Origin of the sequence: Pseudophaeobacter sp. A-200-2, from assembly GCF_041008815.1 — a bacterium.
GTDB classification, from domain to species: Bacteria; Pseudomonadota; Alphaproteobacteria; order Rhodobacterales; family Rhodobacteraceae; genus Phycobacter; species Phycobacter gallaeciensis_A.
The window spans coordinates 93673-116342 of the sequence record NZ_JAXGFU010000002.1 but is presented as its reverse complement, the minus strand read 5'-3'; the positions used below and the strand labels follow the sequence as shown (position 1 = coordinate 116342).

Here is a 22670-nt window from a genome sequence, read left to right as displayed (position 1 = left end):
CCTGCGCGCGCCGCGTCACATCCAGCGCGGATCGTCCACCTCTAGCGGGAAATGCCGCGGCAGCAACCCGGCCTGGAACCAGTTGATGAAGCTGTAGATGGAATAAACCGGTACCCCGGTGACCTTGCGCAGGTCCCGCGCATAGGGAACCATATTGGTGCATTCCAGCACGATGGCGCCGACGTCCGGATAGCTTTGCATCATGCCAAGACCCGCATCGATCATGTCGAGACGGCAGGCCGCGAAGTCGATTGTCGGCTTGTCCCCCAGAAAATCGCGGGTCATGCAGCGCCCGCCATCGGTTCCCACCACCGGCGTGTCCGGCGGCGCCCCCGCAGCGGCCAGATGCTCCGGGCCCAGCGCCTCTTCGGAGATCGTCAGAACGCCACAGCGTTTCCCGGCGGGCAGCAGGCTTTGCACCATCGGCACCTGCATCAATGAGGATGTAGCCACCGGCACGCCAAGCGCCGATTTCACCTCCTCCTGTATCAGCGACAGGAAACCGCAGGTGGTGGTGATACCATCGCAGCCCGTGCGGATCAGGTCATGCCCCGCCTCGATAAAGCGCTCGGCCAGGTCAGATGGGTCATTGCGCACCACCCGGTCGGGACTGGCGCCTTCGACAACACGATACTGCACCGGAAAATCCCAGGTCAGCGCATTTCCCACATCGCCATGCACCCGCGGAAACTGCGTTTCCAGCATCAGGATCCCAACAGTCGCTCCGTAAACCGTCTTGCCACCGCGCTCCATATCCGTGCCCTCCCGCTTTGCGTTCTCAAACAGCCATAAATCGTAAAATTATCATAAATTCACGCGATAGCAGGCCCTCAAGTCAACAGATAAGCGTCGTTGAGATAACCCGTTGTGGCCTCTTCGATGCAGGTATGACCGCGCGGGGTCAATCTGATACGGCCAGGGTATAGGGCACCAGCGCGGTTTTCAGCCGGTCCAGAAATTCCTGACCGATCGCCGAAAGCGGTCGTGCGCTTGAGGTGATGACGGCCATTTCCATCAGGATTGCAGGCTGAAACCGGCGCGAGACAAAGCCGCCGTCCCGGTCGAAATCCAGCACGAAGGGATCAATGATGGCAACGCCCATGCCTTCTTTGACGAAACTCAGCAGGTTCTTGAACAGATGCGCATGGACCCGCGCCCGCAGCGGCACCCCCGCCTGCAGAAACGCTTCACGTGTGCGGCGGTGGGTCATGTGATCCGGCCCCATCACGATAAACGGTTCGCCCTCCAGCAATTCGGGCGTGATTACCTCGTGCCGGGCCAGCGGGCTGGCCTCCGGCATGGCGATGCGACATTCCACGGTGACCGGATGCACATCCAGCGCATCATACAGAAGCGGCATTTCGCAGATGCCGATCTCAAACAGGCCCGACAGCACCCATTCCTGTATCTTGGACGAATATTGCGACTGGAAGGAAATCGACAGATCCGACCGGTCACGGGCGAATTCGGCGATCAGCCGCGGCATGAAACCAAAGGACATCGAATGCTGCGAGGCAACCTGCAGTTGGCCCACCTGCTTGTTCTGCAAATCGATCACCGCCTGGGTCACATGATCAAAGCCCCGCACCACGGTGTCGATTTCCCGGAACAGAAGCGTTGCCTCGGGCGTGGGGGTCAGCCGCCCCTTGACCCGTTCGAACAGTTTGATCCCGGTCTGCCGCTCCAGTTGGCTCAGCAAATTGGAAATGCCCGGCTGCGAAATCCCAAGGGTCGCCGCCGCCCCGGTGACCGTCCCGGTTTCCATGACGGCATGAAAAGCCTGCATCTGACGAAATCTGAGGTTCATATCACAAGCATATCATTTTTCCTGATACCCCTGCCAGATAATAGTATTTGAAATGATGTAATTCCCTATGCATGGTTGGCCAAAACCAGCAGAGACGATGACAGAAATCATGACCACCTACAGTTTCGCAGAACGGTCCCCCGCATGAGCGCGCCGCAGACCATCGTGATCGGCGCGGGCATTGTCGGCGCCGCCACCGCCATCTGGCTGCGCCGCGCGGGCCATGAGGTAACGCTTATCGACAAGGGCGAGCCGGGCATGGGCGCGTCCTATGGCAACGGCTGCATTCTGGCCAGCTGCGCCATCGTTCCAGTCACCACGCCCGGGCTGCTGCCTAAGGGGCCGAAATACCTGATGGACCCCAATTTCCCGCTGTTCATGCGCTGGTCCTATGCACCGAAACTGGTGCCCTGGCTTGTGAAATACCTGTCGCATGCCAACGATGGCGACACCCGCCGCATCGCCAAGGGGCTGACCCATGTCATCGGCGACAGCGTCGAACAGCACCAGGCCCTGACCCATGGCACCCCCGCGGCCAAATGGGTGCAGGAAAGCGACTATTGCTTTGCCTATGAAAACCGCGCGGCCTTTGACGCGGATAAATACATCTGGGATCTGCGCCGCGAGGCCGGGTTCGTGCCCGAGCTGATCGAAGGCGCCGAAGTACAGGAACGGGAGCCGATCCTTGCGCCCGAGATGAAGTTGCTCGCGGTGATGAAAAATCACGGCTTTATCCTCAACCCCGGCAAATATGTTCAGGATCTGGTGAAGTTGCTGCAAGAGATGGGCGGACGCTTCGTACAGGCCGAGGTTAAGGATTTTGACCTGTCCGGTGGGCGCATCAGCGCCGTGGACACCGACAAGGGCCGCTTTGAATGCCGCGAGGCGGTGCTGGCCACCGGCGTCTGGTCCAAGCCACTGATGCAGAAACTGGGGCTCAACGTGCCGCTGGAGGCGGAGCGCGGCTATCACATCGTCTTCAAGGGGCCCAGCCAGACCCCCAACAATCCGATGATGCTGGCCTCGGGGAAATTCGTTGCGACCGCGATGGATCAGGGGCTACGCTGCGCGGGTGTGGTGGAGTTCGGCGGCCTCAGCGAAGAAAAATCCAAGGCACCGCTGGCGCTCCTGCGCCGCAAGGTCAAGCAGTGCTTTCCGCAGATGGTCGCGGAGAGCGAGGAAGAATGGCTAGGCTATCGCCCCGCGCCCTCGGACAGCCTGCCGCTGATCGGCGAGGTCGGCAGCACCGGCGTCTATGCCGCCTTTGGCCATCACCACGTGGGTCTGACCGGCGGCGCCAAGACCGGCCGTATGGTCGCCGATATGATCGCAGGCCAGCCCAGCAATATCGACCTGCGCCCCTATGAACCGGACCGGTTCGCCTGAGGCGCCAAAATCATAAGAACCATAAAAAAGACCAACCAAAACAGGGAGATCACAATGATCGCTAATTTCACAAAGACCGTCGCATATTCCGTCTCTGCCCTGGCCCTGTCGGCTGCGGCAGCCGCAGCGGAAAAATGGGACATGCCCATGGCCTATGCCGCCACCAACTTCCATTCGGAAATGGGCGTCGTATTTGCCGACAAGGTCCGCGACTATACCGGCGGTGAGATCGACATCACCGTGCATCCGGGCGGCTCGCTGTTCAAAGGCGGCGAGATCAAGCGCGCCGTGCAGACCGGGCAGGCCCCCATCGGCGAACGCTTCATGTCCGCCCATGCCAACGAGGCGCCGCTTCTGGGCTGGGACAACCTGCCCTTTGTCGCCACCACATACGCCGACAACGAAAAGCTGTGGGCCGCCGCCAAGGACAAGGTGAACGCCCAGCTGTCCGATCTCAACCTGGTGGCGCTTTACACCTGCCCTTGGCCTGGTCAGGGCTTCTACTTTAACAAGGAAGTCGGCTCTTCGGCCGATACTCAGGGCGTGAAGTTCCGCTCCTATAACACCGCCACCGCCACCTTTGCCGAAGAACTGGGCATGATCCCGGTGCAGATCGAAGCGGCAGAGCTGTCGCAGGCGCTGGCCACCGGCGTTGCCGAGGCCTTCATCTCCTCCGGCTCCACCGGCTATGACCGCAAGGTCTGGGAGCATCTGAGCCATTACTACAAGGTCAACGCCTGGCTGCCGCGCAACTATGTCATCGTCAACAAGCAAGCCTGGGAAGGCCTTAGCGATGATATGCAAGCCGCCGTTCAGAAGGCCGCCGATGAAACCGGTGCCGCCTGCGCCGCCAAGTCCGAGGAACTGGCAAACTGGTATTTCGACCAGCTGAGCGCCAATGGCATGACAGTCACCGACGCTAGCCCCGAGTTCCTGGGCGAGCTAAAGGCAATCGGCGCCAAGATGACCGAAGAATGGCTGGCCTCGGTCGGCGATGACGGCAAGGCCATTCTCGACGCCTATAACGGCAACTGATCCGCCCACCCGGGCGCAACGGCTCCGCCCTGCCTGGTGCGGGCGGAGCCTAATCTTTTCTGACTTTCTGGGGGTGTCAATTTGCGCGACTGGCAACCGTTTTTGGGCCTGCCGCTCTGGCTGTGGCTGTTTGTAATTCCAACCCTTGTGGCACTGGCCTGCCTGCTGGTTCCCGGCCCCGCCGGGCGCATACTGCGCCCCCTCCAGCGGCTGGCGGACCGGATTTATCTGGGCTCTGGTGTTCTGGCGGCGGGATTCATGCTGCTGATCCTTCTGCTGATCGTGGCGCAGATGGTCGCCCGTTGGAGCAACCTAACCTTTCCCGGCTCCACCGAATACGCCGGCTATGCCATGGCCGCGACCTCCTTTCTGGCGCTGGCCCACGCATTGACGCGCGGCGCCCATATCCGGGTGTCGATCTTACTTAATATCAGCCCCCGGATCGGTCTGGTTCTCGATGCGGTGGCGATGTGGATCGCCGCCATCACCGCGACATACTTCGCCCGCTACGCGATCAAGACCAACATCTTTTCCAAGATGCTGAATGACCGCACGCAGGGGCAGGATTTCGTGCCGGAGTGGCTGTTGTCCTTTTTCGCCATGTTCGCCACCGCCCCCAGCAAATGGGGAGAGCTTTGGGCCAAGACCGGGTCCGAATGGGTCTACACCCCGGTTTGGCTGCCGCAGCTGCCGATGTCGATTGGCACCGTCCTTCTGGCGCTCGCCTTGTGGGACTACCTGTGCCGCCTGCTGATCACCCGCCGGTCCAGCATCAATTCGGAGGCCGTGGAATGAGCGAGATCTACACCACCATCATTTTTCTCTTCGTGCTGTTTGCCCTGCTTGGCAGCTCGGTCTGGATTGGCCTTGCGCTGATGGGCGTGGCATGGGTCGGGATGGAGTTGTTCACCACCCGCCCCGCAGGCGACGCGATGATCACCACGATCTGGACCGGCGCCTCCAGCTGGACGCTGACAGCGCTGCCGCTGTTCATCTGGATGGGCGAGATCCTTTACCGCACCCGCCTGTCCGAGGATATGTTCCGCGGCCTGGCGCCCTGGATGCGCTGGCTGCCGGGTGGTTTGCTGCACACCAATATCGCCGGCTGCACCATCTTTGCGGCTGTCTCCGGCTCCTCCGCCGCGACGCTGACCACCGTGGGCAAGATGTCGATCCCCGAGCTGCGCAAACGTGGATACCCTGAGTTCATGATCATCGGCACCCTCGCAGGTGCGGCAACGCTGGGCCTGATGATCCCGCCTTCACTGACGCTGATCGTCTATGGCGTGTCGATCAATGAATCGATCACCAAGCTGTTCATGGCAGGGATCTTTCCGGGTCTGGTACTGGCCGGTTTGTTTATGGCTTATATCGTCGGCTGGCATTTTTTCTACAAAGGCGAACGCCCACAGGAAGAGCCGAAAATGACCCTTGGGCAGATGCTGGCCGAAAGCCGGTTCCTGATCCCGGTGCTGCTGCTGGTCGCAGTTGTCATCGGGTCGATGTATCTGGGCTATGCCACCGCGACCGAAGCCGCCGCGGTCGGTGTCCTTGGTTCGATGACGCTGGCATTGGCGCAGGGCTCGCTGACCTGGAACACCTTCTCGGCCTCGCTGATGGGTGCGACACGCACCTCGGCGATGATCGCACTGATCCTGATGGGCGCCTCCTTCCTGTCGCTGGCCATGGGGTTCACTGGACTGCCGCGGGCACTGGCTGGCTGGATCGATCAGATGAACCTGTCGCCCCTGGTGCTGATCATTGCATTGACACTGTTCTACGTGGTGCTGGGGATGTTCCTCGATGGTATTTCCTCGGTCGTGCTGACCATGGCCATTGTCGAGCCGATGATCCGCCAGGCCGGGATCGACGTGATCTGGTTCGGCATCTTCATCGTCGTGGTGGTGGAAATGGCGCAGGTGACACCGCCCATCGGCTTCAACCTTTTCGTGTTGCAAGGCATGACCCGGCACGAGATCTCCTACATCTCGAAGACTGCCATTCCCATGGTCGGCCTGATGCTGGTGATGGTGGTGATCCTTGTCGCCTGGCCCGAGCTGGCCACCTGGCTGCCGGAGAACATCCGCAGCACGCCGTCCGGCTAAGGGGCGGGCTGAGGGCATGCTGAATGCGCTTGCCTTTGTGGCCCGGCACGGCCGGGCCGCTTTGGTTCTGGGCCTTGTGGCAGGGCTTTTCCTGCCGGATCTGGCTCGGCTCCTGCGCCCTTGGCTGCCGCAGATGGTGGCGGGACTGTTGTTCCTGACCGCCTTCCGCATCGGTCCCCGCGCCGCCCTTGGTGGCCTCTCCGAAGGGATGTCATCGCTGCGGGCGGTACTGGTTCTGCAACTGATGCTACCTCTGGCGGCGCTGCTGCTCCTTTGGCTCGCCGGTCTCGCCGGAACGCCCGCGGCAATTGCGCTGGTTCTGATGCTGAGCGCCCCGTCAGTCACCGGCGCCCCCAATATCACCCTTCTGCTGGGGCACGCGCCAGAGCCTGCCTTTCGCGTTCTGGTGCTGGGCACGGCGCTGATGCCGCTGACGGTGATCCCGGTCTTCCTGCTGGTGCCCGATCTTGGCGGGCTGGAAGCTGTCCTCTGGGCCACACTGCGGCTCATCGGCACTATCGCTCTCACGGTCATTACCGCTTTTGCCCTACGCCACCTGATCCGCCCCGATCTGCGTCAGGAGCAGGTGCAGGCGCTGGACGGGATGACGACCCTGGCACTTGCGGTAATCGTGGTCGGATTGATGGCGGCGCTGGGACCTGCGCTGCGACAGGATCCCTTCTTGGTCGCCAAATGGATGACCTTCGCTCTGGCTGCCAATTTCGGCATGCAGCTGTTGACCTATGCCGTGCTGCGCCGCCGGGGCCACGAAGCGGTTGCCGCACCCTATGCCGTGGTCGCGGGCAACCGCAATTTTGCACTGTTTCTGATCGCTCTACCCGCAAGCACCACCGATCCGCTGCTGATCTTTCTCGGCTGTTATCAGGTGCCGATGTATCTGACTGCTGTCGTGATGCACCGCGTCTATGCGCGCTCTCGCCCCGGAAAAAAGGCCGGGTAACACATGGCCCGCTGTCAGCCCGGGAATAGCTGTGCCATTTCCTTGTCGAACTTGGCCCAGCTCAGCACTGCCTTATTGCCCGCCAGACCGTGATAGTAGGACTTCCCGCTGGAGGTCGGCAGTCCGGCCCAGATCTTGGCCAGATTGTTCATAAAGTCATGGCGGCTCATATCCCCTGCCACGGTCGCGCTGAAGCCGGCCTCTTCGAGAAGCTGTTGCGCCAGCCGGTCTTGAAGCTGTGGAGAGAACCGGTCAGAGCGGTTGGCCCCCACATGTTTCACCAGCCGTTTCAGGGTGGCCGGAATGAACTGATAGCGGCCGATGGCATGCTGCTGACCAGGGGTGTCGTCGATCCATTTGTAAATTTCGCCGATGGTCATATGCGTCGGCAGTTTCGAAGGACGGATCGTTGCCGCGTATTGCACCGCATCATATTGCGCCTTGCCCGCCTCGGCGCTGGCAATCAATTGCATCAGCCTGCGCGCCGCATCGCCACCGACAATGCTGCGGCGCGTTACATCCCGGAACATGCTGGTGCCGCTGCGGCCCCGGAAAAGGCTGGCCAGATTGGCCTGCACCGCCTCCATCTCAGCCTCCAGATCGGGCTGTGCCCGTGTCTCTGTACTCGTGCGCGGAATGATCTCTGCCTTGGCAGGGATGGCCAGAACCGGGCGCCTGTCTCCCGCGCCCTTCTGAAAGAACTGTTCACTGACGATTGAGAACTGTTCGCTCGCCCCCAGACTGGAGGCCAGAAAAGAAAACGACAGGGCTGCAAACGCCAGTGCAGAATTGCGATGGGCCATGGAAACCTTCTGTTTCGAGCGACAAGCAGCCCTCATCCTGACCGGACAGAATTGATATTTCCTTTAATTGCATTCGAGAAAATACGCGAACCGCCCCTAAAACGGACAGGCAAAGGCCACCGCCCCGGGTTAGCCCGTCTCTGACAGGACCTTCTGCATCAGCACCAGATCCAGCCATTGCCCCCATTTGCGCCCGACCTGCGGCATGCGGCCTACCTCGGCAAAGCCAAGCGAAGCATGAAAAGCGATGCCGCCGGGATTGGCGCCACTGACACCGGCCACCAGCACATGGATGCCGTCGGCGCGGGCGACATCCTCAAGCCGCGCCATCAGCCGCCGCCCCAGCCCACGCCCTTGCGCTGCCGGAGCAAGCTGTATCGAATGCTCCGCCGTGTGCCGATACCCCGGCCCGCCGCGAAACGCGCCATAGGTCGCAAATCCAACCACCTGCCCGTCGACTTCGGCCACCAGATAACGCGGACCGCGTTCCCCGATGACGTCCCGCAGGGCAGCAGGAGTCTTTTCGTCGCTGGTAAAGGTGATTAGCGTATCCCGGATCATGTCATTGGCGATCCTTGCAATCGCCTCGGCATCCTCAAGGTCGGCCTGACGGATAAGCTCGGCCATCCTGTCTCCTCTGAGCTGTTCCAACCTGTTGTCGCCGCAGACCCTGCGCCCGCAGCATCGCATCCTTGGAGCAGCCATAGCAACGGACAAGATCAGGGCATACCGCGAAGGAAGATCGGGGGTTGATCGCAACATGCAATCGGTGGCGGGGAGACAGGGATTCGAACCCTGGGAACGCTCTCACGTTCAACGGTTTTCAAGACAGGAGAAGATTACAACAATCCAAACACATAGCTCAGATATTTCCCGGGACATTTGCAGAACATTCAGCGACCATGGGAAACGACTGTGGAAGTAAATACTAGGCATTTCTCCGTTCTGGGACAGCATCCTCAAGGTCGGCTAGGCGCAGGAAGTGTACATACTTCCCAGACGCAATGCGCAATCCGATGCAGGCGCGAAAATTCGAGGCTTCCTTCCCGTAAGCGGTCCCTCTGCGAGGCGATGTGGTCTCCGTTGACGCAACGAGCGAGAGCTACGTCGGCGAGGCACAGGAAGCTGTCTTTGCGAGCAGATGTTTCCTGGGCTGTAGATCCTGGTAAAGTCGCCGCCCAGCGTGGCTGACCGAAGGCCTGTGTGCACATGCCCAGCGGATCAACCGGCCCAGTCGCCTCCTTCACCTTGGGTGTGCTACTTGTCGGGCTAAATCTTTAGAAATGCGAAAAGACTTGGTGCTAGGTCTAGTCGGCCAGATTTCCAAACGAAAGGAGCACGGTGTGACAAGGATCAATCGAAGAACCGCAATCGCGGGTGGGTGCGGGATCCTACCGGCCATTGCCGCGCCTGCAATTGCAAGCGGCACCCAGCGGATGACGATGGTCACCGCCTGGCCACGGGAAATGAAGCCGATGCATAACACGGCAGAGCGGCTCGCGTCGCGCATCACGGCGATGAGCGACGGTAAGATCACTGTTGATGTTCTTGGGGCCGGTGAAAAAATAGGGGCATTCGAAACCCTCGACGCGCTCGCCGCGGGGGCTGCGGATCTTTCGCATGGGACTTCCTACTACTGGACCAAGAAGTCCCCCGCCTTTGCCTTTTTTGCAACTATCCCATTCGGCATGATGGCAAATGAACACAATGCTTGGCTTGAGCATGGCGGCGGACAGCAGCTTTGGGACGAGCTTGGTGAGAGGTTTGGAGTGAAGCCCTTGGCAGGCGGGAACACCGGGGTTCAATCGGCCGGGTGGTTTCGAGACCCGCTTCGCACACGGCGCGACCTAGAGGGGTTGGTCATCCGTTTCCCATCCCTCGGTGGTGAGTTGTTTCGGACGCTAGGCGCGGTGCCTAAACTGACAGCAGCAAGCGAATTAAAAGCGCTGCTTGACAGTGGAGATCTGGATGCTGCGGAATGGATCTGTCCCTGGGTCGATCTGGAATTCGGCATGCATCTCCACGCCAAGAACTGCTACTATCCTGGAGTGCACGAGCCTGGCCATACTCTCGAAGTCAACGTTTCTCTGCAAAAATGGAACAACTATGACGACGCCACGCGTGCGATCATAATGAATGCGTGCCAAGCCGAAAGCGCCGCCATGCCGAACGAATTTGCAGCACAGAATGCTGCTGCAGTCGGCAAGTTGTCACGGAACTTCGGCGTAAAATTCCTCCCCTTACCGAATGATATCGTCCGAGCCATGCGACATGCTGCACCGGGAATCATCGAGGAATTCGTTGCGGAGGATACATTTTCAAAACGCGTTCACGCCTCCTACAACGATTTTGCGCGCAGCTTGGGCCGCTGGTCCGAGTTCTCCGAAAGAGCTTATTGGCGTGCCCGATTTACCTAAGCTAAGTTGTCAGTTCCGACAGAAGAATTAATGCTCGAGCCAACTTCCAAATTTCCGGCGCCTGCTTGGGAGCGCCTGAAAAGCCACTTTTCGCCTGCTCTCGCCTTGTCGTGCACAGTCGTGATGGCCTTCGTTGTGGTCATCGCCATTGTGATCCAGCTGGTCGTAGAAAGCGCAATGGAGGAAAGTAAGGCTCGCGTCAGGTCTGCGATCGAGGTCTTGGCAAATGAAATCTCAGGCTCGCTACGACACACCGAGGATGTGTTGCAACAACTCGCTCGAACCATAGAGATCTACGGGCCAGGCATTGTTGCAGACGACATCGATCCCAGATGGGCGGCGAGTGCGCGGCAGCGGAATTATCTGGGAATCAGCGTTTGGTCGACATTTGGCGATTTAATGGTGACAACCGATGAGGCCCACTGGAACTACGACCTGAAGCAGGCGGTCTCGCATTTCATGTATGGTGAAGGGCCGGACACCCCGCCGATCCTGATCGAGATTGAAAAACGCAGAAACGATGCTGCCGGGACCTCAGCACAATTTGGTATCGCGGATGGCCTCTACGAGGACGGCTCGTTAATCGGCCTGACAATGGCCGAAGTCTCGATACTGCATTTCTTTGACCTTTTGGAAGAGGTGCGGAAGAAGACCGGTGCTGACATCTCAATATACTACAGGGGGGAGCCACTGGTAGATGTGTCATCCCCTAGGCCGCAAGACAGTAGGTCCCATTCACCAAACGAAACCAGGCTTGGCACGGATGCGCTGTATGGTTTTTCTGTAGAGGCGGTACTTGACGAAACGCTCATACGCCAGAATGCTATATGGTCACTAAGACTACTGCTGGCAGTCCTATGCGGGATCCTACTCACTCTGATTGCCTTTGCGGTACTGTTAGTCATCGGTGAGCGCAAGCTACGAGCCGAGATGGAGCGCACCAACGAAGCCGCAAATGCCAAGGCGCAGTTCCTGGCCAATATGAGCCACGAAATTCGCACACCGATAAACGGCATCATGGGCATGGCTGAGTTTTTGGACGGTGACAGACTGACACTCGAACAACATGAATGCGTTGAAACGATCCTGAGGTCCTCCAAGACACTGTTGAAAATCATCAACAGCATCCTTGATTTTTCGAAGAGTGACGCCGGGGAGAACGTTCTGCAAATCGAGGCCTTCTCTCTGTATGACACGATATTTGAAGTGGCGGCCTTGCTCGGCCCGCCGATTGGCGGTCACGAAGTGGAAGTGATTGTCGACTACGATGATCAGCTTCCACGATGGTTCTATGGCGATCCTGAGCGGATACGTCAAATTATTGTGAATCTGACTGGGAACGCCGTGAAATTCACCCCCAAGGGAGAGGTAGTCATATCGGTTAAGTACGAGCCCGAAGAAGCATTGCCGCTGGTTGTCACAATCAAGGACAGCGGCATTGGGATCGCTGAGGAAAAACTCGCCAGTATTTTTGACGCATTTCAACAGGCCGAAATGCACAAAGCGCGCCGTTTTGAGGGAACAGGACTTGGCCTCACCATTACTCGGCATCTGATCGAAGCCATGGGTGGCGATATTTCCGTTACCTCAAAGCCTAGCGCGGGATCGACTTTTGTATTTAGGCTTGCACTGGAGAAAGCTTCTTCAATGGTTCAGAAAGAACTGTTTAGCCTAGAAGCGCTGTCCGGCAAGAATGTGCTCGTAGTCGACGACATCGAGCTCAACCATGATATCGTGAAAAGGACGCTGGAACAGTGGGGCGTTGTCGTCCATTGCTACAAAAGTCCAGAGGCCGTTCTGGCCATGGAACCTAGCGAATTGGCAACAATCGATATCGGTATTCTGGACTACAACATGCCAAATATTAGCGGAGATGAACTGTTCAGGCAACTCAAGACGCGTATGGGCCCGGAAACTTTCCCGATGATCCTGTATTCTTCCGGCCAACAAACTAGTGATCAGACCCTCCTAACCGACTTAGGGTTTGACGCGGTGCTGATGAAACCCGTACGCGCAACAGTGCTGGGACAGTGTCTGCAAAACACACTGACTGGAAACGAGCAGAGACACAAAACGAAACAGCCTGAGGGACGGATAGATCTCTCAGGGACGCAGATTCTCGTAGCCGAGGACAATCGCACGAACCGGCTGGTGTTGGAAAAAATGCTAAAACCAACGAAGACCACCCTCATTTTTTGCGAGGATGGCCAAGCGGCGGTGAACACCTATGGGCAGAGCCATGCGGAAATTGACCTTATTTTGATGGATTTCTCAATGCCAGTTATGGACGGCCTGACTGCGAGCCGAGAGATACGTGATTTTGAGGAAGCTCAGCACCTCCCCCCCTGTCCGATCATCGCGCTCACCGCAAACATCATGCAAACTGATCGGGACGCCAGCGTTGAGGCAGGCATGAATGCTTTTCTTACAAAGCCTGTACGCAAACAGGAGCTGCTGGAGATTATCTCTAAGTTCGATTGTTGAATGCTAATAAAAAACACCTCCACTGAGGGGCCGCATGCCGCACGATGTGAAAATCGGTCATGTCCGCTTGAAGCAGAAGACCGGACATCGCTCGTAGGAGCGTCTGAACCCCGCCAACCAGTGTTTCCGGCCCAGAGCCGCCGTTCATGCTCTTGACTTAGGACGTCCGGTCCCCAGACCAATTACGACATTCATTCAAGGCGCGGCGAAGGCGCTGCTGCGAGCGCGAAAGGCTTCCCTAAAGCGGACCTTCAAGTCTGCTCAGTTGACCTAGGCGATGCTACGCCCGGCTTCAAGGTCAGCGAAGCGCAGGTAGCGACCTTTGCAAACTCGGTCTTCCATCTGCCTACTTCGGCCACGGGCGCTGCTACGCCTCAAGAAAAAGCCGCCATTCGCTGCAGTCGCAACATCGGTCCGCTCTCGATATGCCGCTTGACGGAAAAAGCGAGCCCCGCGCCAACCGTTCAGCACCTACCTATTTGGGTTTGAAGCATATGATCTGGACGGGATGGGTTCTACGCTCGGCGATGTTTCGCGCTGCATTTCGCACGATCTGCGGCGCTTGTTCTCCCAGCAAGATATGCACCCCAAAAATAGGAGCTTTGCCCTTTTCGGCAGCTTCAATGGCTTGGTTATAGCCTTGTAAGTATTTGTCGCCGGTATCAGTAACCTCTACGTCGGTGAAACCGGCTTTCACCAGCGCGGCAACGGTATCGGCAGGGCGCATCAGGTAAGCTCCGCTTCCGTCCGCTGACCAAGGCACCGGATGGTGGGGCTCACCTACCTCTCCGAGCCCGTGCTCGGTAAGCGCAAAAAAGGCACCAGGCTTCAGCACCCGGTAGGCTTCAGCAAAAAATACCTCCCTGTCGGGTACGTTCATTGTGACATGCTGAGTGTAGCCACCGTCAAATGCCTGATCATCAAAAGGTAGTTTCTGCCCATCACCGTGCTGGCATTTCACCGCTTCATCCATACCAATGAGCGCGCTCAGTTTGTTGGCGGCCTCCACAAAAGAAGCCGTTATGTCCACGCCGTCGACATTGCAATTGAACCGCTTTGATAGGTACCTGGCTGGCCCTCCGAGCCCGGAACCGATGTCGATGAGCGTATCACCATTTTTGATTGGCAGCGCGTCAGCAAGTTCGACGGTTGCCGGAAAACCTCTTGCATGGAAATGATCCACTGGTGAAAGTTGTTCGACCGTCAATGAGTGCGGATCAATGCCCGCCAACTTCATCGTATCCAGAAGTCGGGAAAATACATCTCCTTTACCCCAGTGATCTGAAATGCTCTGTGCGTCAGTCATTTTGTCTCTCCCCTGGTATTGTAGAGAAGTTTAGCACATTTTCTGGGTCACTGTATCTGGGTTCAATGCGACAGCTTCGGGCTCGCACCGGACTTGCGGCGATGCGGCGGGCATGAACTTCAGCTAACCCGCCGCCAAATTAAATCAGATACGGGTCTTCGGCGCAGCTTCACGATCTGAGTCACCGGAATTGGGTTCCCCTTTGGGTTCGATCAGCAGCACTTTTACTTCGCTGTGTGCCCGTGGCCGATGAACCACGCCCTTCGGCACAATGAACAATTCGCCCGCCTGGACCGTGTGCGATGGTTCCCCCTCAATGTCCATCTGCATCTCGCCTTCCAAAACGTAGAAAAAATCATCTGTGTTGTCATGTTTGTGGAAAGGATATTCACCGACGAACTTGACTACCATAACCTCGTTTTCGTTGTAATCAGCGACGACATGCGGATCCCAATGCGTCGAAAAATGAGCCAACTTTTCCGCGAGATTTACTGACTTCATTGATGATTTCCTTCTTGGTAGTATTGCGGGTAAGTTTTCGAAGCCATCAGGAGACTTTTCATCCAGAACAACCGACGACCCGACGAAGTAAGAGCACACGACCTCACACCGGGTCTTGAACGATCGTGCGCGAATGATTGGGTGGTGGCGGCGCCGTGGCAGACCGGCATCCAAAGGATTGAGGCGTATTTCTCTGGGGAGGCATATGCGCCACATCGGCATGATACTTACTCGATCGGATACACAATCAAGGGCGTCCAGAGCTTTAGCTATCGTGGTGCGCGTGCCGATAGTGTCGCAGGACAGGTGATCGTCCTTCACCCCGACGAAATTCATACGGGCGAGGCTGGAACAGCAGCCGGATTTCACTATCGAATGCTGTATGTTGAACCTTCGTTGGTGCGTGACGCCCTGGGTCGGCAAGCAAGCGCACTTCCGTTTTTACGTCAGGCTGTTCTGACTGATCAGCGTTTGATGCAAGCGATCCGTGCCGCTTTTGCTGATATGGATACTTTGCTTGAGAAAGTGGCAATGGACGAGCTGACAGTGTTGCTGGCGGATGGCTTGCTTGCCAACGATGAATCCGCTCAGCGAACAACGCGGTCTTTGATAGACTTCACGGCGACCAATCGGGCGAAAGAGTATTTGGACGGCAACCTTGATCAAGCTGTTAACTCTGAACAGTTGGAAAAAGTCACCGGCCTGGACCGATATTCACTGTCGCGCCAGTTTAGAAAGACGTTTGGAACAAGCCCCTATCGGTACCTAACAATGCGTCGTTTAGATCAGGTGCGAGGCGACATCGCGGCCGGTGCATCCTTGGTTGATGCTGCCGTGCGCGCAGGTTTCAGTGATCAGTCGCACATGACACGGCGATTCAAAGCTGGCTATGGAATTTCGCCGGGCCAGTGGCGACGATTAGTCTGCAAGACTTAAAACTTTAATCCAAAGCGGCCTCCTCATTTGACAGCCCTGAAAGTCCGCAATTTCCACATAACTGCTGTTACCCTCAGAAACTCGCTGGGCTTCCCTACCAAACTTGTCAGATGACCGCTTCGGGCTGAAAGCGGACAGTACAAAGTTTGATTTACACCTCAAGATCAATTGTAGACAGGGCATTTAGAGGGTTATGAATGTGACGTCACACGTTTGCTTTCGGCGTTGAGGAACTCCACATTTCTGAGCCTTATCTCCGGCATTAGCTTGAGGGAGCCAAGCGCAAGATGGCAACTTCGCCTCTAGCTTGGCACCTTCCACGGCCACTGTTTGCATCTACGAAACGGTCCTGCGACGGCGGGTGGCACACAATTCTCGATCAATAATTTCAGGGAGTTACGGAACGCCAAACCTGGCTCAATCCTGCATTACCACCTTTTTAACCCGGTTGTGGTGTAGTTATTTTACGTAATTTTTGCGAAACAACCAGGCGAGAGATAGAATGAAACGATTTTCATCCGTTCGGTCCCGGCTCTGGCTGGTAAGCGCGGTCTCTGCAATCGCCGTCGGGGTCTGCACATTCCTTGGCGTCGCGGGCCTTCTCCGCAGCAATGCGGCTCTTGGTGTATCAATCACCGCGACCTCTGCAGTTCTGCACCAAAAGCACGCTGACATGATGCACGACGGCATGCGAGCCGATGTACTATTTGCTATGCTGGTTGGCCCCGAAGGGGACCCTACCGAAAAGAACACTGCACAAGAAGAAATTCAGAACCACGCCCAGGAATTTCGGGACGCCATTGCGGCAATGCAGGCCTTGCCACTGGAAGATGAAATTCGCGAAAAAGTGGAAGCCGTAGCCCCCGTTCTTGATGCATATATCGAACAGGCCCTCGCGATCTCCAACCTCGCGTTCAAGGACTTAAGTGCGGCAAAGGCTGAACTGCCTTCCTTCGAAATCGCTTTCGGAGACCTTGAAGAGGTAATGGAAGTCCTTGGCGAGGAAATCGAAGCCTTCGGCAACCAGGCCGGGGAGCACGCAACATCTCAGAATAGCCAGTGGGTCAATCTACTTATTGGCCTTTCCTGTATCTCGATTGCGTTCGCATTGACGCTTTCGCTCAAGGTGAGCAAAGGCATCGTCGGATCTCTTGATGCCCTTCGATCCGCCATAGCCAAGATAGCTGGCGGAGAGCTTGAACATCCGGTCCCAATCTCAAAGCGTGATGATGAGCTAAACAGTATAGCCAAGGCTTTGGAAACACTGCGAGGCCAACTGTTACATGCACGGGATCAGGAACTTGAAAACAAGCGCGGCACGCAACAGCTTGTAGTAAAAGCTCTTGGGACGGGTTTGCAGCAGTTGTCCGAGGGCAATCTGTCGCATATTATTTCCGAACCGTTTCCCGATGACTATGAACAATTGCGCCGCAACTTCAACACGACCGTTTCGAAGCTGGCGGTTACGGTGGCCGAAGTCATCGAAACCTCTGGGAGCATCCAAAACGGAGCCAATGAAATCAGTCAGTCTTCCGATGATCTCTCCAATCGGACGGAAAGCCAAGCAGCAACGCTCGAAGAAACCGCTGCTGCGATCGATGAGCTAACAGCTTCAGTGAAATCGGCTGCCGATGGCGCTCGCAGCGTAGAAAACATCATGGGCGAAGCCCGCACTGAGGCTGAAAACAGCGGCAAGGTTGTTCAGAGTGCTGTTGCTGCGATGACCGAGATCGAGGAATCCTCCACCCATATCGCTCAAATCATAAGCGTGATTGACGACATTGCCTTCCAGACTAACCTTCTGGCCCTAAACGCTGGGGTCGAGGCTGCAAGGGCCGGTGAGGCTGGGCGGGGGTTTGCAGTCGTCGCCTCCGAGGTCCGTGGCCTGGCGCAACGGTCCGCCGATGCGGCAACCGAGATCAAGACGTTGATCACCGACAGCAGCAAACAGGTAACACGTGGTGTGGACCTTGTGGGCAAGGCGGGCGAAGCGCTCACCAGTATCGTTGATCGGGTCAACCATATTTCCAAGCTGGTCAGTGACATCGCCGAGGGCGCAGTTGAGCAATCCACAGCACTCGGAGAAATCAACACCGGCGTTGTGCAACTGGATAAGGTGACACAGCAAAACGCAGCCATGGTGGAAGAGGCAACAGCCGCAAGTCACATGCTGAAAAGCGATGCCACCAAATTGGCCGAGCGGGTCGCCCACTTCAAGATCTCGGGTGGAGCAAAGGTCACGCCCATGTACGCGGTCTCGACGTCACAGCCGACCCGTCACGGAAGTGACGACTGGGAAATGGGTGAAGCCGTATCGGCGGCCACCGCGCATGGAAACGCAGCCTTGGATAAGTGGCAGGACTTTTAGGGCTCACTCGCAGCGGAAATGAGGTCAGCGAGGACAGGTTCGTTTGAACCTGTCCTTCCCGTTTCGTTGAACACGCAGAGTGTCCCGCAGGGTTCGCCTAGATGCAAAGCACAAATGTTGCAAATTCCGCTATCTGCGCTTCGCTGCCTCTGGTGCTGACTGCAGAGCCGCCGCCGCTTGCTGAATGGCAGCTTTTGGGAAACCCGTCGCACATGCAGCAGAGATTTCGCTGCACCTCGCATGAATGTCGTGGTTGGGCTGCTAGCGTCATCTGATGGCGGGGACTAGGTGCCGTATCGCTACGCGTTCCTTGCCTCAGCGCCGCAGGTCCGGTGTGAGCCCTTTGTGCGCTTCAATGCTCTCGCAGCGAAAGCAACATAGGACAGTGCCAGCTACCGTTCGAACAGTTGGCGGTGACCTCATCCAGTGCGCGTTCCAGACGTTTCAGGTCGGAGATTTTTTTGCGGATGCTCTGCTTGTGTGACGCGGCAATTTGCGAGGCGGTGCCACAGTCGGCTCCATGCTCTTCTGAGAGGTCGAGCAGCGCCTTCGCGTCTGCCAGCGGGAACCCCAGATCACGGCATTTTTTCAGGAATATCAGCCGTCCCACGTCGGTCTTTGAATATTGCCTTCGATTGTTCGCTGCACGTTCGGGCCTAGGGATAATGCCCTCACGCTCATAGAAGCGAATAGCCTCAATTCCGACGCCGCTTTGCCGTGACGCCTCTCCAATCGCAAACATGTGACTTCGCCTTTCTTGCTCCTGTAGCAACTACAGGAATTAGAACACTTTCAGTCAACATGAAATGACGCGTTCCCGCGCGAAGAAGGATGTCAAAATGAAAAACTACATCGGCGTTAGCTACTTAGCATCACTCGGCGCTCTCGGCGTCGCATCTTGCTGTGTCCTACCAATGACGATGATGTTGCTCGGTCTGGGCGGCAGCTGGCTAGCAGTTTTTGGCAAGATCGCCGCAGCAAGTTACTATGTGCTTGCAATGTCGACGGCGCTGGTCGTGGCGTCTTGGTTTGTTTCACGTCGTCGCGGCTCACTGGCAAGACTGAAATGGTGGCTCGGTGGAACGACCTTGGTCACTGCAATCGCATGGGTAATCGTGTTCAACGAGACCCGTATCAACGACCTCCTGATAATGCAGATGTGACCCATGACAGATCAAACCATCATATTGGAAAGCGTAATCACTTGCCCGCGTTGCGGACATACCGAAACCGAAATGATGCCAACGGACTCGTGCCAATGGTTCTACGAATGCAGATCGTGCAAGTCAGTGTTGAAGCCCAAAGAGGGTGACTGCTGCGTGTTTTGCTCCTACGCGACTGTGCCCTGCCCACCCATTCAGGCGGGCGACAGTTGCTGCGGATGATCTTACTGTCTGCTTCGTCCGCCAAGCGGCCTATCGACAGCTAACCGAAGGTGCAACTGCAGCGAATGGCGGCTTCTGAATGCGGCGTGGCAGCGCCAGTGGCCGAAGTAGGCAGATGGAAGGGCGAGTTTGCATAGGTCGCTATCTGCGCAAACCAGTCAAAGCCACATGCGCCCGCCCCAAAGGGGACGAGATCACCACATCACCGCCTCAGAATAACCCGACCCGCGTTTCGAAGTTGGAGATGATCAACTCGGCTGCGTCCGTCGCAGCGCCCGATGATACGGTGTATTTCAGCGCCACCTCTTCAAACCGGAAGGCCGCGAAGATCTCGCGGATCTCCGGCCGATCGTTGATCGACAGAATGAAATTGCCGCGGATCCCGGCCATCTGGTCGGCCATCGCCTGGAAGTGATCGCGCTCAAACATGCCCTTGCCGCCTCAATCAAGCTTGCCTCAGGTGGCCTGTATTGCACTGTTGTGTACAACCTTATGTTGTTGATAGGTTAGAAACATGGCTAAAGACCCGAAGGAACTATACGATATCCCAGTCGAATTTTCCTGCCCGCACTGCAGCGATGGCATCAAGCAACCATTGCGACGGGTACAAGACGGAACTTTTGAGTGCGCGTGCCCGTCCTGCCGACGCGACATCCAGTTTCATGACGAACAAATCATCCGAGCGCTCCTCGAACATGGCAATAAACTTGATGCGCTGCGCTGAACGTTGGGAAAGTGGTAGAGTAAGTTACCTTCCGCAGGATGTATCAGTAACGCACACAATCAAATAGCATTTTACGTAACCACAAATCGCCGACCTGTCGGCCAACTACTTCATCTTCCAAAAGGCCTAACTGCGGCGCGCGTCTGCGACAGACACCAGAGGTCTGGTAAACGCCGGTCAATAAACAGAATAAGGCCCCGCCAGATGGCGGGGCCTTGTCTTTTCGCAATCGCCCTACTTAGCCCCGATCTCCTTCAGCTTGCCGACCACCAGGCGGCGCAAGACGGCCTCACTGGGCCGCAGCCGCGCGATCGCATCGGGCACCGATTCCCGGGCATAGGTGACGGCCTGCTCGACCAGCACATCCTTTCCGGCGCCGGGGCCGTCCTCGATGGCGGCGCGGGCGCCGCTCATCAGGGCGCTGTGCAGGGCCTCGCGGTGGCGGGCCTCAATCTCAAGGCCGAAGCGCTGCTTCGCCACTTGGGCAGCGCCGCCGATCAGAACGGTCAGGAGCAAGCTCAGGCCACTGATCAGCGCGGGCTGAAGCTGTTGCAGAATGTCATTCCAGTTCATGGTTGTGTCCTCTGTTTGGGATTGGGAAAAGCGGCCAGCGGATTAGTCCGCCAGCCAGGGCAGGAACTGCGCAAGGAAGGCGCGGATCCCGGTGGTTTCGATTTTGGGTTTGGGTTTCGGAGGCGCGACCGGCGGCAGGGCCAGCAGAGCCGCATGCAGCGCGGCATGGGATTTCGGGCCGGGAATGCCATCCACCACCAGCCCGACAGCGCGCTGGAAGGCGCGCAGATCCGTGGCGCCATATCCCAGCAGCACCAGTTGAGCGCGCAGGGTCCAGCGCTTGCGTTCGGAGAGATGATTGTAGCCGCCATTGATCCGCCGGGTGACGGCCCGGATATCGCCCCGATCTGCCAGCAGGTTTAGTCCGCGCTCGGACCAGTACCAGAGCGGCCCCAGCCCCTCCCAGGGATCGAGGTTCACCGCATCCGGATCCGCCTCAAAATCAGGCGCAGTGGGATCGAGGCGGCGCACCCAGGCGGTGAAGGCGCGATAATTGGCGCGCCCGGTGATCTGCATTCCGGTGCGGCCCCGGAACCGGTAGCCATCGCCATCACGCTCCGGCGTGTTGCCGAGATCCGTGCGGGTGTCATAGCGCGCCTGCGCCGGGGTCGGGCCCCAGATTTCCCGGTCATATCGGAAGGCGCCGCATTCCAGCAGCACCTGCCCCAGCAGGTAGGCCAGCCGGTGCGGTTGGTTCAGACCCAGATCGTATCCGTGCCGGTTCAACGCCAGCAGGAAGGACTGCGCATTGCGCGCCTGGTTACTGCCCGGCGCGATCGGGCCGGTGATCTTCTGCAGAGCTTCAAAGGTGAGAATGTCAGGCATCGAAAGCCTCCAATGCAAAAGCCCCGCGCAAGGGCATCCTTGGCGGGGCGGTTTCAGGGTTCGGGGGATCAGGTCAGGGTTTGGCGCGAGTCAGCCATTTGGCCAGCAGCACCTCAGCGCCGCGCGGGCCGATGTAGGCGGCCAGTGCTACAATGCCGGTGCTGACCGTGGCGCTGGCGCCAAGGTAGCTGGCGATCGCTTCCCCGATGATGGCCATGCCAAAGGCCACCGGGATTTCCCAGAGAAGCTCCGGGCCGAAGAAGCGCCGCTGCCCTTTGCGCACCTCGCCGGAATGCCACATCAGGCGCCCCAAGGAAGCGCCCACCAGCGTTGTTGCCGCGCCGCCGATCAGATTGGACAGCCAGTCCACCAGGCCGGTTTCATCCATCAGAAGTCCCCCGCCAGCTCGGCAGCGCCCGCAGGCACAGCGGGCCAGTTTGCATCATCGGTGAGATCCGCACCGGATGCGGCCAAAGCAGGCCATGCGGCGCGCATCTGCATGATCCAGGTGAGGCCCGCTACATAGGCGCTGCGCTGTTCAGGGGTAAGCTGATCCGCAGCAGCGGCAGCGGCCAGATTGATCTGCGCGGTCTCATTGACGACTGCAAGGATCCGGCGGCGGCACTCGGCCTTAGCCTCTTCCATCGACAGCGCCAGGTCCTGCTCGGCCATCTCGGCAGCTGTGGTTATCTTGAGGGTGAAGGTCATGGCTCAGGCCTCCTGAGGGTCTGGCTGCGGTGCAGGCTTGCGGATGATGGGATCGGGCACCTCCCCTTCGGTGACGGCCAGGACGGGCGCGACACCGGGCTGGTGAACATCGGCGGTGGACGTGTCATAGGCCCAACGCAGGGACAGATGCAGTTCGCCTCCGATGCGGGCGATCTGGCCCACGAAGGGATGCTCGCCCTCCGGTTCGGCAAAACCGCCTTCGGGCACGGCGGAGAGGTCATAGGCGACGCCATCCACGGTGATTACTTCGCCGCTGACGCTGGCAGTTGTTTCGGGCTGGCCGGGCAGACCGACGATGCAGGTGCAGGTAATTTGCATGAGGATG

25 protein-coding genes are annotated in these 22670 nt (G+C 58.0%); 12 read left to right on the top strand and 13 right to left on the bottom strand.

The window, feature by feature from the left end; genetic code table 11:
* Positions 1 to 15 precede the first annotated feature (15 nt).
* On the bottom strand, positions 16 to 753 hold the full coding sequence (locus SM766_RS03145) for an aspartate/glutamate racemase family protein (RefSeq protein ID WP_274867357.1): 738 nt from the start codon (positions 751 to 753) through the stop codon (positions 16 to 18).
* A 148-nt stretch (positions 754 to 901) separates the two neighbouring features.
* Entirely contained in the window at positions 902 to 1807 is a 906-nt protein-coding gene (locus tag SM766_RS03140) for a LysR family transcriptional regulator (RefSeq protein WP_368946908.1), read from the bottom strand.
* 144 nt (positions 1808 to 1951) lie between these two features.
* Between SM766_RS03140 and SM766_RS03135 the strand changes: the two genes are divergently transcribed.
* The 5 genes from SM766_RS03135 (at position 1952) to SM766_RS03115 (ending at position 7294) form a co-directional block, all read left to right on the top strand.
* On the top strand, positions 1952 to 3193 hold the full coding sequence (locus SM766_RS03135) for an NAD(P)/FAD-dependent oxidoreductase (RefSeq protein WP_368946907.1): 1242 nt from the start codon (positions 1952 to 1954) through the stop codon (positions 3191 to 3193).
* A gap of 54 nt (positions 3194 to 3247) precedes the next feature.
* Entirely contained in the window at positions 3248 to 4228 is a 981-nt protein-coding gene (locus tag SM766_RS03130) for a TRAP transporter substrate-binding protein (protein WP_368946906.1), read from the top strand.
* 81 nt (positions 4229 to 4309) lie between these two features.
* Positions 4310 to 5023 (top strand): TRAP transporter small permease, encoded by a 714-nt coding sequence (locus tag SM766_RS03125; RefSeq protein ID WP_368946905.1) that lies wholly within the window; start codon positions 4310 to 4312, stop codon positions 5021 to 5023.
* A complete protein-coding gene (locus SM766_RS03120) occupies positions 5020 to 6333 on the top strand; it encodes a TRAP transporter large permease (RefSeq protein WP_065270971.1) in 1314 nt (437 codons plus the stop codon). The genes SM766_RS03125 and SM766_RS03120 overlap by 4 nt, the downstream gene beginning before the upstream one ends.
* A gap of 16 nt (positions 6334 to 6349) precedes the next feature.
* Positions 6350 to 7294 carry a hypothetical protein gene (locus SM766_RS03115; protein WP_368946904.1) on the top strand — a complete coding sequence of 315 codons (945 nt, stop codon included), beginning with the start codon at positions 6350 to 6352 and terminating at the stop codon, positions 7292 to 7294.
* A gap of 14 nt (positions 7295 to 7308) precedes the next feature.
* On the opposite strand, the gene SM766_RS03110 is transcribed toward SM766_RS03115, so the two are convergent.
* On the bottom strand, positions 7309 to 8097 hold the full coding sequence (locus SM766_RS03110; protein ID WP_368946903.1) for a lysozyme family protein: 789 nt from the start codon (positions 8095 to 8097) through the stop codon (positions 7309 to 7311).
* Between the two features lie 129 nt (positions 8098 to 8226).
* Positions 8227 to 8724 (bottom strand): GNAT family N-acetyltransferase, encoded by a 498-nt coding sequence (locus SM766_RS03105; protein ID WP_368946902.1) that lies wholly within the window; start codon positions 8722 to 8724, stop codon positions 8227 to 8229.
* An 809-nt stretch (positions 8725 to 9533) separates the two neighbouring features.
* Between SM766_RS03105 and SM766_RS03100 the strand changes: the two genes are divergently transcribed.
* On the top strand, positions 9534 to 10514 hold the full coding sequence (locus SM766_RS03100) for a TRAP transporter substrate-binding protein (protein WP_274837349.1): 981 nt from the start codon (positions 9534 to 9536) through the stop codon (positions 10512 to 10514).
* 30 nt (positions 10515 to 10544) lie between these two features.
* Entirely contained in the window at positions 10545 to 12998 is a 2454-nt protein-coding gene (locus SM766_RS03095) for a hybrid sensor histidine kinase/response regulator (RefSeq protein ID WP_368946901.1), read from the top strand.
* Positions 12999 to 13473: 475 nt separating this feature from the next.
* On the opposite strand, the gene SM766_RS03090 is transcribed toward SM766_RS03095, so the two are convergent.
* Both SM766_RS03090 and SM766_RS03085 read right to left on the bottom strand, forming a co-directional pair.
* Positions 13474 to 14304: a class I SAM-dependent methyltransferase gene (locus tag SM766_RS03090; protein WP_368946900.1), complete on the bottom strand. Its 831-nt coding sequence runs from the start codon at positions 14302 to 14304 to the stop codon at positions 13474 to 13476.
* A gap of 144 nt (positions 14305 to 14448) precedes the next feature.
* On the bottom strand, positions 14449 to 14805 hold the full coding sequence (locus SM766_RS03085) for a cupin domain-containing protein (RefSeq protein ID WP_368946899.1): 357 nt from the start codon (positions 14803 to 14805) through the stop codon (positions 14449 to 14451).
* Positions 14806 to 14949: 144 nt separating this feature from the next.
* Here SM766_RS03085 and SM766_RS03080 point away from each other — a divergent pair, with 144 nt between their 5' ends.
* Entirely contained in the window at positions 14950 to 15741 is a 792-nt protein-coding gene (locus SM766_RS03080) for an AraC family transcriptional regulator (protein ID WP_368946898.1), read from the top strand.
* 502 nt (positions 15742 to 16243) lie between these two features.
* Positions 16244 to 18109 (top strand): methyl-accepting chemotaxis protein, encoded by a 1866-nt coding sequence (locus SM766_RS03075; protein ID WP_368946897.1) that lies wholly within the window; start codon positions 16244 to 16246, stop codon positions 18107 to 18109.
* Positions 18110 to 18461: 352 nt separating this feature from the next.
* On the opposite strand, the gene SM766_RS03070 is transcribed toward SM766_RS03075, so the two are convergent.
* Positions 18462 to 18851 (bottom strand): MerR family transcriptional regulator, encoded by a 390-nt coding sequence (locus SM766_RS03070; RefSeq protein ID WP_368946896.1) that lies wholly within the window; start codon positions 18849 to 18851, stop codon positions 18462 to 18464.
* Between the two features lie 97 nt (positions 18852 to 18948).
* Between SM766_RS03070 and SM766_RS03065 the strand changes: the two genes are divergently transcribed.
* Both SM766_RS03065 and SM766_RS03060 read left to right on the top strand, forming a co-directional pair.
* The gene (locus tag SM766_RS03065; RefSeq protein ID WP_368946895.1) at positions 18949 to 19272 is read left to right on the top strand and encodes a hypothetical protein; all 324 of its coding nucleotides are present in this window, start codon (positions 18949 to 18951) and stop codon (positions 19270 to 19272) included.
* Between the two features lie 3 nt (positions 19273 to 19275).
* Positions 19276 to 19494, top strand: a complete 219-nt coding sequence (locus SM766_RS03060) for a GDCCVxC domain-containing (seleno)protein (protein ID WP_274867143.1) — start codon at positions 19276 to 19278, stop codon at positions 19492 to 19494.
* Positions 19495 to 19704: 210 nt separating this feature from the next.
* On the opposite strand, the gene SM766_RS03055 is transcribed toward SM766_RS03060, so the two are convergent.
* Positions 19705 to 19923, bottom strand: coding sequence for a DNA adenine methylase (locus tag SM766_RS03055; RefSeq protein WP_368946894.1), 219 nt, complete (start codon positions 19921 to 19923; stop codon positions 19705 to 19707).
* Positions 19924 to 20008: 85 nt separating this feature from the next.
* Between SM766_RS03055 and SM766_RS03050 the strand changes: the two genes are divergently transcribed.
* The gene (locus SM766_RS03050; RefSeq protein WP_368946893.1) at positions 20009 to 20218 is read left to right on the top strand and encodes a hypothetical protein; all 210 of its coding nucleotides are present in this window, start codon (positions 20009 to 20011) and stop codon (positions 20216 to 20218) included.
* A 234-nt stretch (positions 20219 to 20452) separates the two neighbouring features.
* Here the strand turns inward: SM766_RS03050 and SM766_RS03045 are convergent, their stop codons facing one another.
* The 5 genes from SM766_RS03045 to SM766_RS03025 all read right to left on the bottom strand — a co-directional run bounded on the left by SM766_RS03045 (position 20453) and on the right by SM766_RS03025 (position 22663).
* Entirely contained in the window at positions 20453 to 20791 is a 339-nt protein-coding gene (locus SM766_RS03045; protein WP_368946892.1) for a hypothetical protein, read from the bottom strand.
* A 42-nt stretch (positions 20792 to 20833) separates the two neighbouring features.
* Positions 20834 to 21616, bottom strand: a complete 783-nt coding sequence (locus SM766_RS03040; RefSeq protein ID WP_368946891.1) for a glycoside hydrolase family 19 protein — start codon at positions 21614 to 21616, stop codon at positions 20834 to 20836.
* A 73-nt stretch (positions 21617 to 21689) separates the two neighbouring features.
* Positions 21690 to 22004: a phage holin family protein gene (locus SM766_RS03035; protein WP_065270983.1), complete on the bottom strand. Its 315-nt coding sequence runs from the start codon at positions 22002 to 22004 to the stop codon at positions 21690 to 21692.
* The gene (locus tag SM766_RS03030; protein WP_368946890.1) at positions 22004 to 22324 is read right to left on the bottom strand and encodes a hypothetical protein; all 321 of its coding nucleotides are present in this window, start codon (positions 22322 to 22324) and stop codon (positions 22004 to 22006) included. The genes SM766_RS03035 and SM766_RS03030 overlap by 1 nt, the downstream gene beginning before the upstream one ends.
* A 3-nt stretch (positions 22325 to 22327) precedes the next feature.
* Positions 22328 to 22663, bottom strand: coding sequence for a hypothetical protein (locus SM766_RS03025; RefSeq protein ID WP_368946889.1), 336 nt, complete (start codon positions 22661 to 22663; stop codon positions 22328 to 22330).
* Positions 22664 to 22670 lie beyond the last annotated feature (7 nt).

Excerpts from the sequence above, each read along its gene's own strand:
- SM766_RS03065 (WP_368946895.1), top strand. The coding sequence starts at position 18,949 with ATGAAAAACTACATCGGCGTTAGCTACTTAGCATCACTCGGCGCTCTC.
- SM766_RS03095 (WP_368946901.1), top strand. The coding sequence starts at position 10,545 with ATGCTCGAGCCAACTTCCAAATTTCCGGCGCCTGCTTGGGAGCGCCTG.
- SM766_RS03120 (WP_065270971.1), top strand. The coding sequence starts at position 5,020 with ATGAGCGAGATCTACACCACCATCATTTTTCTCTTCGTGCTGTTTGCC.
- SM766_RS03050 (WP_368946893.1), top strand. The coding sequence starts at position 20,009 with ATGGCTAAAGACCCGAAGGAACTATACGATATCCCAGTCGAATTTTCC.
- SM766_RS03035 (WP_065270983.1), bottom strand. The coding sequence starts at position 22,004 with ATGGATGAAACCGGCCTGGTGGACTGGCTGTCCAATCTGATCGGCGGC.
- SM766_RS03085 (WP_368946899.1), bottom strand. The coding sequence starts at position 14,805 with ATGAAGTCAGTAAATCTCGCGGAAAAGTTGGCTCATTTTTCGACGCAT.
- SM766_RS03070 (WP_368946896.1), bottom strand. The coding sequence starts at position 18,851 with ATGTTTGCGATTGGAGAGGCGTCACGGCAAAGCGGCGTCGGAATTGAG.
- SM766_RS03090 (WP_368946900.1), bottom strand. The coding sequence starts at position 14,304 with ATGACTGACGCACAGAGCATTTCAGATCACTGGGGTAAAGGAGATGTA.
- SM766_RS03140 (WP_368946908.1), bottom strand. The coding sequence starts at position 1,807 with ATGAACCTCAGATTTCGTCAGATGCAGGCTTTTCATGCCGTCATGGAA.
- SM766_RS03040 (WP_368946891.1), bottom strand. The coding sequence starts at position 21,616 with ATGCCTGACATTCTCACCTTTGAAGCTCTGCAGAAGATCACCGGCCCG.
- SM766_RS03045 (WP_368946892.1), bottom strand. The coding sequence starts at position 20,791 with ATGAACTGGAATGACATTCTGCAACAGCTTCAGCCCGCGCTGATCAGT.
- SM766_RS03060 (WP_274867143.1), top strand. The coding sequence starts at position 19,276 with ATGACAGATCAAACCATCATATTGGAAAGCGTAATCACTTGCCCGCGT.
- SM766_RS03100 (WP_274837349.1), top strand. The coding sequence starts at position 9,534 with ATGACGATGGTCACCGCCTGGCCACGGGAAATGAAGCCGATGCATAAC.
- SM766_RS03075 (WP_368946897.1), top strand. The coding sequence starts at position 16,244 with ATGAAACGATTTTCATCCGTTCGGTCCCGGCTCTGGCTGGTAAGCGCG.
- SM766_RS03110 (WP_368946903.1), bottom strand. The coding sequence starts at position 8,097 with ATGGCCCATCGCAATTCTGCACTGGCGTTTGCAGCCCTGTCGTTTTCT.
- SM766_RS03055 (WP_368946894.1), bottom strand. The coding sequence starts at position 19,923 with ATGTTTGAGCGCGATCACTTCCAGGCGATGGCCGACCAGATGGCCGGG.
- SM766_RS03115 (WP_368946904.1), top strand. The coding sequence starts at position 6,350 with ATGCTGAATGCGCTTGCCTTTGTGGCCCGGCACGGCCGGGCCGCTTTG.
- SM766_RS03030 (WP_368946890.1), bottom strand. The coding sequence starts at position 22,324 with ATGACCTTCACCCTCAAGATAACCACAGCTGCCGAGATGGCCGAGCAG.
- SM766_RS03130 (WP_368946906.1), top strand. The coding sequence starts at position 3,248 with ATGATCGCTAATTTCACAAAGACCGTCGCATATTCCGTCTCTGCCCTG.
- SM766_RS03105 (WP_368946902.1), bottom strand. The coding sequence starts at position 8,724 with ATGGCCGAGCTTATCCGTCAGGCCGACCTTGAGGATGCCGAGGCGATT.
- SM766_RS03025 (WP_368946889.1), bottom strand. The coding sequence starts at position 22,663 with ATGCAAATTACCTGCACCTGCATCGTCGGTCTGCCCGGCCAGCCCGAA.
- SM766_RS03135 (WP_368946907.1), top strand. The coding sequence starts at position 1,952 with ATGAGCGCGCCGCAGACCATCGTGATCGGCGCGGGCATTGTCGGCGCC.
- SM766_RS03145 (WP_274867357.1), bottom strand. The coding sequence starts at position 753 with ATGGAGCGCGGTGGCAAGACGGTTTACGGAGCGACTGTTGGGATCCTG.